We start from the raw sequence: 17,254 nt of genomic DNA, 5'->3' as shown, positions 1-17,254 counted from the left end.
TCATTGTGGGATATTAAAAAAGGGTCATTTTATTACGAAATGACCCTTTTTTAATATATACTAATTATCCTATACTTCAGTTGTTTTTGGCGGAAAGTTTTTGTGTTTCCGTTTACTGATTTTTTCTAAATTGACAGGTTGAGGGACTTTCACATAATAGCCTGTTCCGTCATAAGGACGTTTTCTAGGGTGTTCCTTACATTGTGGTGAACAGCATCCGTCCATTTCCCAACCACATTCATCACATTGTGTGAAATGTTCATTACATTCTGGATTTGCACAGTTGATCATTTTTGGAGTCGTCTTGCCACAGTTTTTACAGGTAGAGACAATTGTTGGATTTACTTCATTGACATCTACTGTAAGACGGTTGTCAAAAACATAGCACTTTCCTTCAAAATCCTTTCCCCCGGCTTCTTTTCCGTATTTGATAATTCCTCCGTGAAGCTGATATACATCTTCAAATCCTTCCTTCAGAAGAAGAGCAGATGCTTTTTCACATTTAATACCACCTGTACAATAGGTGAGGATTTTTTTGTCTTTATATTTCTCTAATTCCTTGATCTTTTCGGGGAATTCACGGAAGTTTTCGATATCCAGTGTAATGGCATTTTTGAAACGTCCTACACTGTGCTCGTAATTGGAGCGAACATCTAGTATAATGACGTCTTCCTGGTCTTTCATTTCCATGAAATCCTTAGGTTCCAGATGAACTCCTGTCTGACGATTCGGATCTATTTCTTTTGGATCACGTAATCCCGAGTGTACGATTTCTTCTTTATACCGGCAGTGCATTTTGATGAAAGAAGGCTCATCGACCACATCAATTTTAAACTCCGTTTTGTTAAACCGTCCATCTGCATAGATCGCTTCCATATAGGCCTTACAAGCTTCCTCTGTTCCGGAGATTGTACCGTTCAGACCTTCGTCTGCGACAATAATACGACCAACAAGGCCAAGGGAATTACAAAATTCTAAGTGATCTGCAGCAAACTGTTCTGCATTCTCGATAGGGCTGTAGCAATAATACAGCAATGTTTGATATGTCATACTATTCATTGATACCGCTGCAAACGGCGTTTAATGCTAAATAAATTAATGGAACAAAGATAAGGAAAATAAAATATCCTTCATTTTGATTCTCATCACTTTTTTATCAGGGGAGCCAGCAGGTATTCAAGGCCGTTGAGTTTGATCTCGTAAAGGGTGGCAAGCTGATTGCCTAGTTTTCCTTTGGGGAACCCTTTCTGTCGGTACCAGACAATATAGGATTCAGGAAGCCGGCACAGGAGCACACCTTTATATTTACCATAGGGCATTGGTGTATTGGCCAGTTCGGTTAAAATTTCGGGATTGAACATTAATCTTGGGTTTTTCCGTTTTTGATACGGTATAGTAGAAGACGGACAGCGATAACTGCGTGATGAAATATATTGGGTATAGTGCCGTAATGTTTTTTGAAAATGGCATAACGTTCTTTCAAACTTTGTTTATGTCGTTTTTGGGACATGCCACCCACAAGATATTTAGCGACATAATGATGCGTATTGACTGTAGTCTTAGCTTTTTTTGCTGCACGGATTACCCAGTCGATATCAGCACTAAGCTGGTATGACGTATCATAGGGCTCTGTCAGCTCTCTTTTAATATAGATGGCCTGGTGACATACATTCATGCCGTATCTGAAGCTTTTCCAGTAAAAATGCTCGGGGATACGATGTCTGCGATCACCTAAGATATGACGATCCTCATCTACAAGTTTTGTTTCACCGTAGTAGATATCGGCCATGTCGCAATTTTCAAAAATGTCACTCAATGTTGATGGAGAGAACAGTTCATCTCCTGAATTTAAGAAAAGAACATAATCTCCGGTTGCAAGAGCCAGCCCTTTGTTCATGGCATCATATATCCCTTTATCTTTTTCGGATATCAACACATGTATATAAGACTTGTATTGATCAATAATATCCAGAGTACCGTCTGTTGACAAGCCGTCAATAACAATATATTCAATGTTATCATAGCTTTGAGTGGCTACAGAGTCTAACGTATATCTGATGTCCCGGACATTGTTGTAGACAATGGTTATGATTGATATTTTGGGGTGCGCCACGTGATTAGTTGTTTAATTTGTTGATCCATTTTTTTGCAAAGCGAATACCGCGTTGGAATAAAGATCCTTTGCGGTGTGCATAGAAATTTTTGATCCGCTCATAAGCAATTGCATTTTCTTCTATTTTTTCCGGGAAAAAGGTTGTTTTCTCTTCGTTGAGTCTTACTCTATACGTCTGTTCTGTATCAGAATGCGTTCCGGATCCATCTGTGCCTATATTCTGAATGTAGGAATGACGCGGATACAAAGTTAAGCCCTTTTGCAGAAAAACAGACAGATACCAGCGGATCGCCCAGGAATTTATTGTGCCTTTTCTGAACTGCTGCACCTGTCTCCAGAAGTTTTCTTTTCCTTCTATGCTGAATTGGTAAACCTGTTGCTGATCCAGTTGCTGAACCAAACTCTCTATGTCCGGATTAAAGTATTTCCACGCTCTGTCCCAGGTCGCCCATCCCCAACTGTTCGTCACCCGGAAAAAGAAAGTCTCAGGGAGTGTATCTGCATCTTTCAAGGGATAGTTATATCCGCTGACAGACATCACCTGAGGCTGGGACTCATACTGATTCAGCGCATCATTAAAATATTGAAGTGCATTTGGGGCGGTTTTAAGATCATCTTCCAGAACGATGACTTTACCGTATCTATTAATAATAGTAGTTACTCCGTCAATAATATTTGGTGCCAGGCCCCAGTTTCTATCCCGTTGTACAATAGTGACAGAACGAAAAGACCAGGTTTTGTGTATGATTTTATAGACTTCAGCGACTTTGCTCTCGGCGTTCTTGTCCTTCGCTCCATCTGCGTAGATAAAAAGATCAGATTCTGATGCCAGTAGATTTTTTTCCAAAGCAGCTAACGTCTGCTCCGTATGGAGAGGACGATTGTAAACAAAAAGAACAACAGGAGCCAGTTTTTTTTCCATACAGATTGCCAAAGGTTCTACAAAGATAAGATTAAATAAAATTTCTACCCGGATTCTTTGTTTGATTGCGAACCTTAGTTACTTCTGCCGTTTTTGCCAAAAGCTTAAAAATCATTTTATAATAAGCCCAGCATAATTTCAGATCTCCTTTGAAAAAAGCTTTAATACTTTTAAGCTTTGCGGCCACAATGCTTTTTCCGAAGGCTTTGCCAAACGTATAATTGATGTTAGCATATTCAGAAAGAAAATATACGTATTCTGCGCGTTCTGTGGCAGCAAATGAAGGCTTGCGAAAAGCTCTGTCATGAAAACCAATGGCAGAAGAGGTATATCCAAATTTGTAATGGTGGAATTTAAGCCTGTTCGCATAGTCCTTATCTTCTCCATAGTGATAGAATAGAGGCGAGAAACCACCTACTTTCCTGAGAATAGAAACCGGAATAAACCAAAAAGCTGCGTTTATAAATTCTACAATTTTAGTCTCTTCATATTGCTTTACCTGTTGCAGATCTCTATTCCCGATATAGGTTTGAAATCCATGATCCAGTTTATTCCCCTCACCTGTCAGGTGGATAGGAGAAATAATGCCTTCAGGAAAATCCTGCTCTATATGTTTTATCATATTTCCGATGGAAGGCTTGGTGACCCAGGCATCCTGATTAATCAAAAAGGCATAATCATAATGTTCGTCGATAGCAATAGTGAGTCCCATATTGTTGGCTTTGCCAAATCCCAGATTCTGATCATTGGCGATGAGACGCACACTTGGATATTCCTGACGGATACGCTTTAAGGTTTGATCCTGTGAAAGATTGTCTATCACCAGAATATCGACCGGCTCATCCGAATGGATCAAACTTGGCAGGCATTTATCTATCCATTTTTCAAAATTATAAGTAACGATGATTGCTAAAATTTTCATGCTGTTTTACTTTTGAAAAATTTATCAAGTTTAAGAAATGTAATACATTCTTTAACCAATTGCGGACGAATAAACCAGACAAGCGTTGTATACAATATTGCTGTGATGATAATTTTCAGAATAAAATGAATGTACAGATGGAGGGTGAGATCCATCGTGATAAGATATGTTCCGGCTACTGCGACCGATGCAATCGCGGCGAACAAAAATACATCCGCAAATAAGTGTTTCCATTGTAGTCCTATCTGGTTAGAGACAAAATAATGCCATACAAATAGCCAAAAGATATTTGTAATGACATACACGAGAATCATACTCGAAATACCGTATGGATATACCAGTAAGAACAGTGCAAGCTGTGTCAGACTTAATGCAATAACATTCCACATGTAAATGTTTGATTTTCCTTTGCTTAGCGCCAGATTAGCATAAATGTCTGCCAAAGGGACAAAAGCACCGCCTATACAGAGCAATTCCAGAAAGTAAGCACTATTCTGCCATTTGTTTGTAAGAAAGATTTCAATAAATTCTTTTGCGACGGAGGACAGACCAAATATCAATGGAAAGGTCATAAAAGCTGTAAAGCTCAGAATCTTTCGGAAAACTCTTAATTGCCTTTCTTCTTCTTCGTGAACACTTGTCAAAATGGGTTGAGCAACACTACGTGACATGCCCAGTAATACCGATTGTCCCATGATGTTCCATTTATTGGCCTGATTAAAAGCTCCGGCGTCACTCTTGGTGTAGAATTTTCCTAATATGGTCGTGATAATATTGGTGTTGAATTGGAGAAAAAGATTGGTAATCAATACCTTGCTGCTAAATGCAAACATCTTCTTTACGGGGCTGAAATCGAAATGAAAAGTTGGCCTGAAAGAGGAGAATATCCATAGAAAAGTAGTATTTACCAGTACATAAAGTACGGTTTGCGTGGCAATCCCCCAATAAGCCTTACCATTGTAAGCCATAATAACGCCTGCGATTCCGGAAATAAGGAGCGCAATAGTCGTTCCTATTGCACGCTGTTTCACTTTCAGATTTCTGAAAAGATAGGCATTGTGTGCGGTGCCCATACTGGATATTAAAAAGCTGAGGAACAGATACCGTGCAAGCGGAGTTAATTCCGGCATATCATAAAAGGATGCGATAAGCGGAGCACAAAAGAAAAGGATAATGTATAGAGATAATCCAATAAGTCCACTAAACCAAAAAACGGCATTGTAATCTTTATGTTCTACCTGCTTTTGATTGGTAATAGCACTTACAAAGCCACTTTCCTGTAATGTGGATGCCAATACCGGAAAAATGAGGAGTACAGCAACAGCTCCATAATCCTCCGGAGTAAGGATACGGCTTATATAAACACCAAAAAATGCACCTAGCAGTTGTTGGATAAGATTGCTCATTCCTCCCCAAAGAAGGCCCTTTGCAGTTTTTTGTTTTAAAGAAGGCTCTTCTCTGTTATTGTTATTTTCCTCCCGCAGCGATTCCATCTAACTCTTTGATACGCTATTTTAAATTACTTTTATCGTTTTAGCGAACTCCTTTAAAGATGGATGTTCAGGTGTCAAATCTGTTACTAAGAATGAAACATCTCTCAATGGTGCAACTTTCATTTTCTGGTTAGAATTCAGCTTTTCTGCGATACTTAATATAGCTACTTTATGTGAGCATTTGATCATCGCACGTTTGATTTGTACAACCTCCCAGTCTGAATCTGTAATTCCGTCATCAATAGAAAGACTATTGGTGCCTAATATGCAAAGATCTACTTTGATCTCGGAAAGTTCATTAATGACCTGCGCTCCGGTTACGATATTTGTATTTCTGGAAAGCTTACCTCCGATAGAGATTACTTCTATGTTTTCCTTTTCGGCAAGTTCTAATGCAACAAGAGGACTGATCGTGAAAAAGGTACATTGTATATCTTCAGGAATGATCCGTGCTAGTTCTATAACTGTCGTACCACCACCGACGAGTACCGTCATCCCATTTTGGATAAGGGATATGGATTTTCTGGCAATTTCTTTTTTAGACTCTTTAGCATATACATTTCCATCCTGAAACGGGAATTGAAATGACTTGGAGAGTGCCCCACCATAAACTTTTAATACCTGTCCGTTTTCAGCGAGCTCATTAAGATCCCGTCGGATAGTATCTTCCGAAACGTTAAGCTGCACACTGAGGTCTGAAGATAAAACTTTATTGTGAAGATTGATTTGGTGTATAATGTAGGCTTGTCTTTCTTCTTTTAACATATTTATAGCTGATTATTGTTATAAAGTTAAGGCTTTTCTTCGCATTCTAAATTTTTTCGCTAAAAATTTAGTCTTCAGCGGTTTGGTTATCTTCGTTTTTCTGAATTTTTGTCACACCAGCTTTAAACTTTGGTCTGAATCCCAGTGGCTTAGCCGGAGTCTGAGGAGCCTCTTTCGTGTCTTCAGCGGTTGCTGCAGAAGATGTTTCTGTCGTTTCCTTATTGTCTATAGCTGCGGATTCCGTTGGTGAAGTTCCTTCGTCTTGTTCTTTTTTGACGGTTGTCACACCAGCTTTGAATTTGGGTCTGAATCCCAGTGGCTTAGCCGGAGTCTGAGGAGCCTCTTTCGTGTCTTCAGCGGTTGCTGCAGAAGATGTTTCTGTCGTTTCCTTATTGTCTATAGCTGCGGATTCCGTTGGTGAAGTTCCTTCGTCTTGTTCTTTTTTGACGGTTGTCACACCAGCTTTGAATTTGGGTCTGAATCCCAGTGGCTTAGCCGGAGTCTGAGGAGCCTCTTTCGTGTCTTCAGCGGTTGCTGCAGAAGATGTTTCTGTCGTTTCCTTATTGTCTATAGCTGCGGATTCCGTTGGTGAAGTTCCTTCGTCTTGTTCTTTTTTGACGGTTGTCACACCAGCTTTGAATTTGGGTCTGAATCCCAGAGGCTTAGCCGGAGTCTGAGGAGTATCTTTCGCGTCTTCAGCGGTTGCCGCAGAAGGTATTTCTGTCGTTTCCTTATTGTCTGTAGCTGTGGATTCCGCCGGAGAAGCTGTTTCGTTTTGTTCTTTTTTAGGAGCTGTAATTCCAGCCTTAAACCTAGGCTTAAATCCTGCCGGCTTATTACTTGTCTCTTGTATATTCTCTTTTTCGGGAGATACAGGTTCTTCCGTATTTGTTTTTGTAGTCGTAACTCCCGGCTTAAAACGAGGTTTAAAACCTGCAGGTGCACCAGAAGATGCCGGTTGAGTATTTGAGTCTTCTTTAGGCTCTGTGTTCTCCGTTGTGGTATTACTTTTAAAGCGAGGTGTGAATCCGGTTGCCGGACGGGGTTCTGCTGCTGTTTTTTCCGCAGTCGGTTCATTATCAGTAACCGGTGTAGCTGCAGATTTGAATTTTGGCCTGAAACCTGCTGGTTTCGAAGCAACTCCTGCAGATGCAGCAGGGGCTATTGGCGTTTCTGTTTTTTTGACAACAGCAGCAATCCCCACTTCCTGTTCGGCCAGCTTATAATCCTTACGAAGCCGGTTGAACCAGAATTTCTTTGTATGATCAAAGCTTTTCTCCCCCATTAACATATAATGCTTTTTGAATTCATCATAAAGAGCCGAGTTTGAATGTTGTAAGGCATTCAAATCAATGTTCTTTTTCACAAAAAATTCTTCAAAGGTCATACGTTCCTGTTTTTACAAATGTACCGAATTTACCAAAATGAAAAAAGAGAGCGAAAGCTCTCTTTTTTCATTTTATAAGAAATAATACGAATTATATTAGTCCATATTATGATATACAGCCTGTACATCGTCATCTTCTTCGATTTTATCGATAAGTTTAAGAACATCAGCTGCTTCTTCCTCAGAAATAGTAGAATGTGATAAAGCAATACGTTCTAATTTTGCTGATTTTGTTTCTATACCTTTTTCTTCTAAAAGACGTTGCATATTTCCAAAATCTTCAAAGGAAGTTTGTACTACCACAACATCATTTCCTTCTTCATCCGCTTCTACATATAACTCTTCCAGACCTCCGTCGATAAGTTCCAGTTCCAATTCTTCTACATCCAGATTTTCCTGAGCATCGAATCTGAAGATAGATTTTCTGTTGAAAATAAAGTCTAAGGAACCTGTTTTCCCTAATGTACCGCCGGCTTTTGTAAAATAGCTTCTGATATTAGCTACAGTTCTGTTGGTGTTATCTGTTGCTGTTTCGATAAGAATAGGCACACCGTGCGGGCCATATCCTTCATAAACATATTCTTCATATCCTTTCGCATCTTTCTCTGAAGCACGTTTTATCGCTGCTTCGATACGATCTTTAGGCATGTTTACAGCTTTACCGTTTTGGATTGCTGTACGCAGGCGGGAGTTGGTTTCCGGGTGAGGTCCACCTTCTTTTACTGCGATAGCGATTTCTTTTCCTAAACGTGTAAATTGGACAGCCATTTTTGCCCAGCGTTTAAATTTGCGCTCTTTTCTGAATTCAAAAGCTCTTCCCATTTTGTCTGTTATTTGTTTTTAAGGTTTTGGATCATGTCCGCCGTCATTTCGGTTAAATCGAATTTCGGTTTCCATTCCCAATCTTTTTGGGCATATGAGTCATCAATACTTGCAGGCCAGGAGTCTGCAATAGCCTGACGGGGATCATTGTCCGAATAAGTGATGGTAAAATTAGGAAGAATTTTTTTAATTTCTTCAGCAATCATCTTCGGTGTGAAGCTGATACCTGCAAGATTATAGCTGGAGCGGATCGTTAGCTTTTGTTCAGGAGCTTCCATCAATTCGAGTGTACCTCTTATTGCGTCATCCATATACAGCATTGGCAGGGCTGTGTTTTCTGAAAGAAAGCATTCATAGGTGCCATTTTTGAGCGCTTCAAAAAAGATATGTACGGCATAATCTGTAGTTCCTCCTCCTGGTTCTGTTTTCCAGGAAATAATTCCAGGGTAACGTATGCTTCTTACGTCCAAACCATATTTTGCATGATAATATTCGCAAAGGCGTTCTCCTGCCAGTTTGCTGATACCATAGATACTGTTTGGATCCATTGTACAGTATTGCGGTGTATCCTGCTTAGGAGAATGTGGTCCGAATACAGCGATTGAACTAGGCCAGAATACGCGTTTTACTTTAAACTCAAGCGATAGATCCAGTACATGGAGTAAACCATTCATGTTGAGATCCCAGGCCTTTTGCGGATATTGTTCACCAGTCGCAGATAACATGGCTGCAAGGTGATAAATCTGAGTAGGTTTATATTTATCAAAAAGCGCTTTTAAAGCTTCTTTGTCTAATACGTTAATGATTTCAAAAATCTCATTTTCGGCCAAGGATTTTGGTTCTCGAATGTCTGATGTAATGACATTTTCATATCCAAATTTTTGTCTCAGGGCCAATGCTAATTCGGTTCCGATCTGACCGTTTGCACCAATAATAATTACGCGCTCTTTCATCGAAACAAAGATACTCATTTTGTAACCTTTGTCAATAGTGAGATGTGGCTGAGGCAAGGACAAAACTCCCTCTGAATGTCCTGTTGAAGCCTTGATTGTCATATAATTCAACTATATATAAGTAAATACCCGGCGGTGCCGGTGAACCATTTTCTGTTCGGCCATCCCAGGTGATCTGTCCCGATGAACCTATACTTTTATTCCGAATCAATCGATTGATCATATGACCTCTATCGTTTACTATACTGAGGCTGATCATGGCATTTTCGACTTGTATTTCATAGTTAATGAAGAGTAAATCTTCAAATGAATCTCCATCAGGAGAAAATGTGCGGGAGGTCAAAAAAAAATTATTTTTTTTGAAAATTTTATCGCTGTACCGGCTGTTTTGATATCCCGGAGTTGCTCCTTCCGCTGATGTTGCGGAAGAACGGAAGTTTCCGGGAGTATTTGTATCCTCTTTGTATTGTTGTCGTTCCAATGAAATTCCCCGTTTATTGGTAATAAACGGGCTATGCATATTTTCGGTATAAAACAGACTATCTATAATCTGTTCCTGATACCGGAGTGTCACTACACCTGATATATTAGTGTAGGCCGGGAGTGTACGTAGCTGTATCAGATTATTCAGATCTGTAGCCGGATAATGTTGTTTTACAATTGTTCCGTTTGTGGTAAGCAGCCGGTAATGTCCGGCTGGAAAGTAATGAACAGTGTCGGCTATGTTATATTTTCCGATCTTCCAGTTCTGTAGATTTATGTCCTCTATACTGTTGTTGTAGATCTCGACAAAGTCTACCCCTCCGGGCTTCGGGTTAAATAATATTTCATTAATGATAATGTCTTGAGGGTGAGGTTTATAGGGTGGGATGTGTGAAAGCGTTATAGCTGTGTCGAGTGCTGTCTGATGTCCGTTGAATAGTACTGCCTTACGAATATTAATCTGAAAGGTTTCTTTTACCAAAGAATCTTTCAGATGCAGATATACAATTGAATTCTGAGAAGTGATATTCTCAATTTTTTTGGCTGGGCTAATAAAGTAATTGGATTGTTCAGACATAGTCGCTGTATCCAAAGGATCGGAGAATAGAATTGATATCGTTTTAGGATTAAGAATGGATGCTCTTTTAACAGATAATCGATCTGTCGAAGAGTATGCTTTGAGCAGGATATAATGGAAACGAAGCGATGAACGACGTGTTGCAGTGAAGTAACTGGCCAGTCCGAAATCTGTCTGCAGCTTGTAGACATGGTCTTTTACCTGGGCCTGACCGGCTGTGTTCAGGAGAGGAAGAAATGATTTCTGCTCATACTCTTTCACTGCGATACGCCAGATGCCATTCTGATCGCAGGTTATCATGACCTGTGCAGACAGGTGCTCTTTCTCATTTACAAGCGGAGTACTTTGAAATATAATCATTCTGGAATTTCCATTCTGACGATAAAGTTTATAGAAATGGTAATCTGAAGTGCCATCTACCTGCAGATGATAGCCCTCATGAGGCTGATGAGTTGAAGGTTTATTAACAGAAAGATAGAAGCGGAAGTAATTAGCTGAAGAAAGCGCTGTAGTACTGGTAAATCCGATTTCGTATTGCATACCTGCTTTAGGTAGGATGCTGCTATGGAGATATGCGGGTGATGAAGATTGGGGACTGATCCGCAAAATATTATCTTCAACGAAATAATCCCGGGTAGGCTGCCATTGATGGAGCTGACCTGCCTGGAACTTGTCCATAAATAGGACACCCAGTGTATCAGATAGAAGAAGGGTATTTTGCGCATGTAAGGATACCTGCGGAGTAAGAAGATGTAACAGGCCTGCTAACCAATAGCATAAAAGTTGTCTTTTTTCTATTAATACGCTCATAATTTATATAAATTGTCAATATTGCTGTGTAAAATTTATAAATTTTAAAATATCTCTGGTTTGATGTCTCTTTAATTTGTATGTTTGGCATTCTACATTAACATGTAAGTTAAGTAAAGATTAATAAAATTTATAACAATTTAAAAAAACAACACAGTATTATGAAAGTTGCAGTAGTTGGCGCAACAGGCCTTGTTGGGTCAGAGATGTTGACAGTTTTGGCAGAGCGTAATTTCCCGGTGACCACCTTGATTCCAGTTGCTTCTGAGAAGAGCAAGGGTAAGGAAATTGAGTTTAAGGGTAAGAAGTACGAGGTTGTAACCGCAACAGAAGCTATTGCACTGAAACCTGATGTTGCTCTTTTTTCAGCCGGAGGCAGTACTTCTACAGAATTTGCTCCTTTGTTTGCAGAGGCAGGGATTACAGTTATTGACAATTCATCAGCATGGCGCATGGACCCGACAAAGAAACTTGTCGTTCCGGAAGTAAACGGGGATGTATTGACTGCAGAGGATAAAATTATAGCAAATCCTAACTGTTCTACGATCCAGATGGTCGTGGCATTGAAGCCATTACATGACAAATACAAAATCAAGCGTGTAGTTGTATCTACTTATCAATCCGTTACCGGAACCGGTGTTAAAGCGGTTCAGCAGCTTAATGATGAGCGTGCGGGAATAGAAGGAGAAAAAGCGTATCCTTATCAAATCGATTTGAATGTAATTCCTCATATTGATGTATTCCAGGACAATGGATATACAAAAGAAGAAATGAAGATGATCAAGGAAACGAATAAGATCATGCAAGATGATTCTATTAAAGTGACAGCGACTACTGTCCGTATACCTGTGATGGGCGGGCACTCTGAATCTCTTAATATCGAATTTGAAAATGAGTTTGATTTGAAAGATATCAGATCTGTACTGGAAGCACAGAGTGGCGTAATTGTAGTGGATGACCCGGCTAATCTGGCATATCCTATGCCAAAGGATGCACATGGTCGTGATGAAGTCTTTGTTGGTCGTATACGTCGTGATGAGTCTCAGGACAAGACATTGAATATGTGGGTTGTTGCAGATAACCTTAGAAAAGGAGCTGCAACGAATGCTGTTCAGATTGCAGAACTATTAAACAAGAAGGGACTGATTTAATAAAAAAATCTTTCTGATTATATGAAGAGCTGCTTTATACAAGCAGCTCTTTTTTTGTGAACTTATATAGTGTAAAAATGCGCTGTCACAGTATAGATGGAAAATACACGAACATTGTCTGACACTCTATCCTGGAGAAGATAGATGGTTGGCATCGTATGCTTTCTGATTATATGAAGAGCATGAATTACCTTCAAAAAACAGAGACAAAAAAAAGAGCAACTTTTGTTGCTCTTTTTTTATTTTGTGAATAGATATATTCTTATCTCACAGGAATGAATTCCCAGTTGTCATCAAATTTGAATGTACCGTTAGCACCTGTTGCGATATATCCTTTTCCGTTTACAGAGAATGATGCTGCGCCTTCACGTGCGGATCCCTGGAATGCCTGATGTTTGCTTTCCCATGAATCACTTGAAGGATTGTATCTCCATGTGCTGTTCAGAATAGAAGATTTTTTACCACCAACAACGAATGCTGTCTGACCTACTGTAAAAGCAGATGCACTCTGACGTGTTACGTCGATATCATCTGTTTTGATGTCATTCAGACGAGTCCATGTTGTTCCGTCAAATTTATAGAAATCTTCAGGGAAAGCGTTGTTGTCAAAACCACCACCTACATAAGCAGTGTTACCGATCACGAAAGAAAAGGCATTCACTCTTTTATTAGCGAAGATAGTACCTACTTCAGTCCAGGTATCAGTTGCAGGATCGTATTTGTAGAAATCTTTAAGTGTTTTTTCCGCTTTTGTAGAACCTAAACCTACATATCCGAAACCTCCTAATGAAAACGCTACCGCTCCGTATCTGGCTTCACCTGGTAAAGATTTAATCTTTGTCCATGTGTTTGTCGCAGAATCGTACTTGTAAAAGTCATTCAATGCATCTGTTCCGTTGTATCCTGTACCTACGAAACCAACTCCGTTGATTGCGAAACCTACAGCTGCGTTACGAGCGTCTCCGATGAAGTCAGCTTTTTTAGACCATGAACCTTTTTTGGAATCGAATAACCAGGTATCTTTTACTCTCTCATTTGTTCTCAGGATACCCGTAGTAATAAAACCGTTGTCTCCGATAGAGAAATAGGCTGCTGCACTGCGTGGATCTCCGTCAAAAGCTGAAGTTTTAAACCACTCAGTCGGACCTGTATCTGTTGTGCTATCTGTATCATCACTTTTTTTACAAGAATTGAAGGACGTTAAAGCGATAGTACAGGCTAAAAATAAGATTAGCCAATTTTTCTTGTTCATAAATTGTTAAAATTTAGTATATACGATGTTTAATTTAACTTTTGGCTTGTTATTTTCTTTTGCGATTTCAAGCGCATTCGCTGTGGAGAACAGGCTTGGAGATGCAACAGTTAAAAATAACGAAGTATCATAATAATTTACAGTATTAATATTCTTAAGGTATGCAATCAGATCAAATACATATTTACCATTTGCTCCGGTATCATTTCCTTTGCTGAAACTTACCTGTTGTATAGTGTTTGTAAAAGGAAAATTGACTGCTGTAACAGGTATTCCGTTAATATTTGCTACCATCAGCATGACGGATGGAGGTACAGGGTACATTCCGGTATTTAAATTTGGTGTTTCGATAATCAACTCCGCTTTGTTTATGGAAATCTTCTCATCCAGTATAAATTCTCTTAACGAAGGAATCTTAATGTTCGCTACAACTCCTGTACCACCCTGAACAAATACTTCCTGATTAGTTTCCGAGCTTTTCAACTCTTTATTCGTATAATTTAAGGATTCGTATGGAGTACCGGTACGGTCAAATGTAATATTGTTATGCTGATAAGATTTACTGTCAATAGTAAATGTTTTTGCAGCCTGAGTTTTAAATCCGTCCGATCCGATGTAAGAATAGTTTACTTTAACTGCCAGTGTATCATTAAATCCGATTACAGTAGTATTAGTCGCTGCAGGGACAATGACCATACCTTTAAAGAATTCCTGAAAGTTAGCATTGGAAGATACTTTAATGTCATTATTCTTGAAAAGATTAAATAATGTGTTTCCAAGATTCTGATCCAGACGTACAGATAAAGTATCTAAGGATTTAATACGTGGTCTGAATGTTAATTCTCCAAGAGGCGTGCTGTTATAATTAAATTTCTGCTTGCCGAATAGAGTCGGACCTGTGACAAAAGCCGGAGTCAGATTATTATCAATACCTGTAGTAATGTCTCTTAGTATGATATTTTCTGTGACTTCATGTACACTTATCTTTTGATTTACAGTAGTATCTCCGTAGTAGTATCTGGCCTGATTAGGTTTGATAACCAGTGTCAGGGAGTCAAATGTTGCACCGTCAGGTATTGTCGCAGATACATTTCCTAAACCTAAGCGAAAATAGCTGCTTGATGAAATACTTCCCGTCTTTGCGCTGTTCGCTTTACCGACAAGGATAGTACCCGTTGCTGCAGTAGGAAGATTATCCATCTGGAAGGTGGAGACATTTACAGTAAATGAATCGGTAACACTAAGACCAAGATTGTTATCGGAGCCATCAAGTGAAATACTGATATCCTTATTACAGGAACTTACGACAGCAATGAATAAAATTGGTAAAATATATCTTATATTTCTTCTTTTAAAAAATCGACTCATGTTGAAAAATTACGCAATGACGCAAAAGTAATGATTGCCTCCTGTTAATCAGTGTTATATTTTGTTAAATTAGGTTAATTCATAACCGTGAAGCAAAGCTACTAATTTAAATTTGTTTTTTAATTATGGTGAAAAGGTATAAATTGGTAATAACAGTCATGATCCTGACGGGTTTGGGCGTTATTCTGGTATTGTCGGGATGGCTTTATGGCAGCTATCAGAACAGACGGGATCTGTTTCTTTCTTCTGCAGAAAGATCAATGTTTAATGTTATACAGGAAGTATATCAGACGAAGATCAATGTAGACGATTCTCTCCGTTCCGCTCAGGCCAGAGGAAGGAAATCATTTGTAGGCTATCTGCAGGAAAAATTTCCAAAAATAGACTTTGATTCTTTACGCAAGAATTTTGAAGAAAGCTCAGGGAAATCTTCCTATATGCAAGGCTTCAGGGATAATGCTCCCAGAAGAGGAGAAGAGCGTAATGACGAAGGACCTGCTCAGATTATTCCTCCCTATCTGTTCAAAGATTTTGATTTCGATAAAGAGGTGATGGATACGGTCTGTCACAGACTTAAACTGACGCTAACAGATAAAGGTATTCATACCGATTTCAAGGTGGAGTTACTGCAGCTTAGTCGGGAAGAGGTGTCTACTTTCCGTGCAAATACGAAAGCAGAAAAGCTGATGTGGACAAGACCAACCTTAGTAAATCCAGACAGAGGGCAGTTTGTCGTGGTTAAATTTGAGAATACCTGGCGTTATTTTCTTTTTGGTATAGGATGGCAGTTGTTGGTTTCAATAGTTCTTGTTGCTTCTCTGGTTGGCTCCTTTCTTTATCTGATGCTGACCATATTGCGGCAGAATAAGATGGCTCAACTGCGAAAGAATTTTGTAAATAATATGACCCATGAGCTCAAGACTCCGGTCTCTACTGTTATGGCAGCTGTAGAAGCGATTCAGACGTACGGTGTCAAAGATGATAAAGCTAAAATGGAGTTATATCTTCAGGTTTCCAGAAATGAGCTTCAACACCTTTCTGATATGATTGAAAAAGTTTTGCAGATGGATATTGATGAAGTAAAGGGAGTCAATTTACAATACACGACATTTGATATTGCAGACTTGCTGGAGCGGTGTATTATGATTGCAAAGCTCAATTTTAAAAAGAAGATTGAGGTAGTCTTTGATTGTGAAAAGAGACCGGTAATGATATCGGCTGATGAAGCGCATCTGAAGAATGTGTGTAGCAATCTGCTGGATAATGCAATCAAGTATTCCGGAGAAGAGGTTTTGATAACGGTTGTTCTGAAAGAATTGGCGCACTCGATAGAGATCAGTGTGAAAGATAATGGGAAGGGCATTGCTGCAGAATATCAAAAGGATGTATTTGATGCTTTTTTCAGAGTTCCCGAGGGAAATCTTCATGAAGTAAAGGGTTTTGGTCTGGGATTATCATATGTAAAGCAAATGATTACACAACATGGAGGGACTGTTTCTCTCGTCAGTGAATTAAATAAAGGTAGTATCTTTACGATCAGTATTCCTAAAGCGTAGTTATGATCCGTATTTTGTATGTAGAGGATGAGGCTGGTCTGGCCATGATTTTGTCAGATACTCTGGCGTCTCATGGATTTGAAGTAACACATTGTCCTAATGGTGGAGAGGCTTTTTCCACGTTTCAGGAACAGAAATATGATCTTTTGCTGATCGATGTCATGATGCCTGTGATGGATGGTTTTGAGCTGGCAAAGAAGGTGAGAGGAATGGATACGGATGTACCTATTATATTTCTGACCGCACGGACGCAAACTGAAGATGTCGTTGCAGGGTTTCACCTTGGAGCCAATGACTATATTAAAAAGCCATTTAAGATAGAAGAACTCATTGTCCGGATAGAGGCTCTGTTTAAATATTATAACCGGGCACAGGCTGTTTCAAAATTGCAAATAGGAAATTATGTTCTGGATCATGTGAAGCATCTGCTGACTTTTGAGGAGATGGAAGAGAAGCTATCCTTTCGGGAAAGTGAATTGTTGCGCAGATTATTTGAAAATAAAGATAAGGTGGTTCCCCGGGAAGAGATTATTAAAGCATATTGGAGCCAGGACAAATATTTTACCGGCAGAAGTCTGGATGTTTTTATAAGTAGAATGCGAAAGTACCTTATTAAAGATGAACGGATCAAAATTATTAATATCAGAGGTATAGGTTATATGTTAACAATAGATGAATAG

Annotated in this window: 16 protein-coding genes; 3 read left to right on the top strand and 13 right to left on the bottom strand. The window is 39.3% G+C overall.

What is annotated here, in order from left to right:
- Positions 1-69 precede the first annotated feature (69 nt).
- The 11 genes from I6J02_RS06215 to I6J02_RS06165 form a co-directional block, all read right to left on the bottom strand.
- Positions 70-1,059: a rhodanese-related sulfurtransferase gene (locus tag I6J02_RS06215; protein ID WP_201680919.1), complete on the bottom strand. Its 990-nt coding sequence runs from the start codon at positions 1,057-1,059 to the stop codon at positions 70-72.
- Between the two features lie 86 nt (positions 1,060-1,145).
- Positions 1,146-1,361 (bottom strand): DUF3820 family protein, encoded by a 216-nt coding sequence (locus I6J02_RS06210; RefSeq protein ID WP_003000169.1) that lies wholly within the window; start codon positions 1,359-1,361, stop codon positions 1,146-1,148.
- Positions 1,361-2,113 (bottom strand): glycosyltransferase family 2 protein, encoded by a 753-nt coding sequence (locus I6J02_RS06205; protein WP_201680918.1) that lies wholly within the window; start codon positions 2,111-2,113, stop codon positions 1,361-1,363. Before I6J02_RS06205 ends, I6J02_RS06210 begins: the two co-directional genes overlap by 1 nt.
- Before the next feature lie 4 nt (positions 2,114-2,117).
- Positions 2,118-3,035: a sugar transferase gene (locus I6J02_RS06200; RefSeq protein WP_201680917.1), complete on the bottom strand. Its 918-nt coding sequence runs from the start codon at positions 3,033-3,035 to the stop codon at positions 2,118-2,120.
- A 31-nt stretch (positions 3,036-3,066) separates the two neighbouring features.
- Positions 3,067-3,957 carry a glycosyltransferase family 2 protein gene (locus I6J02_RS06195; RefSeq protein WP_201680916.1) on the bottom strand — a complete coding sequence of 297 codons (891 nt, stop codon included), beginning with the start codon at positions 3,955-3,957 and terminating at the stop codon, positions 3,067-3,069.
- Positions 3,954-5,450, bottom strand: coding sequence for a lipopolysaccharide biosynthesis protein (locus I6J02_RS06190; protein WP_201680915.1), 1,497 nt, complete (start codon positions 5,448-5,450; stop codon positions 3,954-3,956). Before I6J02_RS06190 ends, I6J02_RS06195 begins: the two co-directional genes overlap by 4 nt.
- A gap of 21 nt (positions 5,451-5,471) precedes the next feature.
- On the bottom strand, positions 5,472-6,215 hold the full coding sequence (locus I6J02_RS06185; protein WP_201680914.1) for a DeoR/GlpR family DNA-binding transcription regulator: 744 nt from the start codon (positions 6,213-6,215) through the stop codon (positions 5,472-5,474).
- Between the two features lie 67 nt (positions 6,216-6,282).
- Positions 6,283-7,602, bottom strand: coding sequence for a hypothetical protein (locus I6J02_RS06180; protein ID WP_201680913.1), 1,320 nt, complete (start codon positions 7,600-7,602; stop codon positions 6,283-6,285).
- 96 nt (positions 7,603-7,698) lie between these two features.
- Complete coding sequence (locus tag I6J02_RS06175) at positions 7,699-8,424, bottom strand: YebC/PmpR family DNA-binding transcriptional regulator (RefSeq protein WP_201680912.1); 726 nt, start codon at positions 8,422-8,424, stop codon at positions 7,699-7,701.
- 8 nt (positions 8,425-8,432) lie between these two features.
- Positions 8,433-9,395: an NAD-dependent epimerase/dehydratase family protein gene (locus I6J02_RS06170; protein WP_201680911.1), complete on the bottom strand. Its 963-nt coding sequence runs from the start codon at positions 9,393-9,395 to the stop codon at positions 8,433-8,435.
- A gap of 13 nt (positions 9,396-9,408) precedes the next feature.
- Positions 9,409-11,247: a lamin tail domain-containing protein gene (locus tag I6J02_RS06165; RefSeq protein ID WP_201680910.1), complete on the bottom strand. Its 1,839-nt coding sequence runs from the start codon at positions 11,245-11,247 to the stop codon at positions 9,409-9,411.
- 161 nt (positions 11,248-11,408) lie between these two features.
- Between I6J02_RS06165 and I6J02_RS06160 the strand changes: the two genes are divergently transcribed.
- A complete protein-coding gene (locus tag I6J02_RS06160; protein WP_201680909.1) occupies positions 11,409-12,398 on the top strand; it encodes an aspartate-semialdehyde dehydrogenase in 990 nt (329 codons plus the stop codon).
- 262 nt (positions 12,399-12,660) lie between these two features.
- Here I6J02_RS06160 and I6J02_RS06155 read toward each other — a convergent pair whose 3' ends face one another.
- Positions 12,661-13,650: a Kelch repeat-containing protein gene (locus tag I6J02_RS06155; RefSeq protein ID WP_201680908.1), complete on the bottom strand. Its 990-nt coding sequence runs from the start codon at positions 13,648-13,650 to the stop codon at positions 12,661-12,663.
- Between the two features lie 6 nt (positions 13,651-13,656).
- A complete protein-coding gene (locus I6J02_RS06150; protein ID WP_201680907.1) occupies positions 13,657-15,018 on the bottom strand; it encodes a DUF4270 family protein in 1,362 nt (453 codons plus the stop codon).
- A gap of 125 nt (positions 15,019-15,143) precedes the next feature.
- On the opposite strand from I6J02_RS06150, the gene I6J02_RS06145 reads away from it, so the two are divergent.
- Positions 15,144-16,574: a sensor histidine kinase gene (locus I6J02_RS06145; RefSeq protein WP_201680906.1), complete on the top strand. Its 1,431-nt coding sequence runs from the start codon at positions 15,144-15,146 to the stop codon at positions 16,572-16,574.
- Between the two features lie 2 nt (positions 16,575-16,576).
- A complete protein-coding gene (locus I6J02_RS06140) occupies positions 16,577-17,254 on the top strand; it encodes a response regulator transcription factor (protein ID WP_201680905.1) in 678 nt (225 codons plus the stop codon).

Origin of the sequence: Sphingobacterium spiritivorum, from assembly GCF_016725325.1 — a bacterium.
Lineage (GTDB): Bacteria > Bacteroidota > Bacteroidia > Sphingobacteriales > Sphingobacteriaceae > Sphingobacterium.
This window is presented reverse-complemented; position numbering and strand designations above follow the sequence as displayed.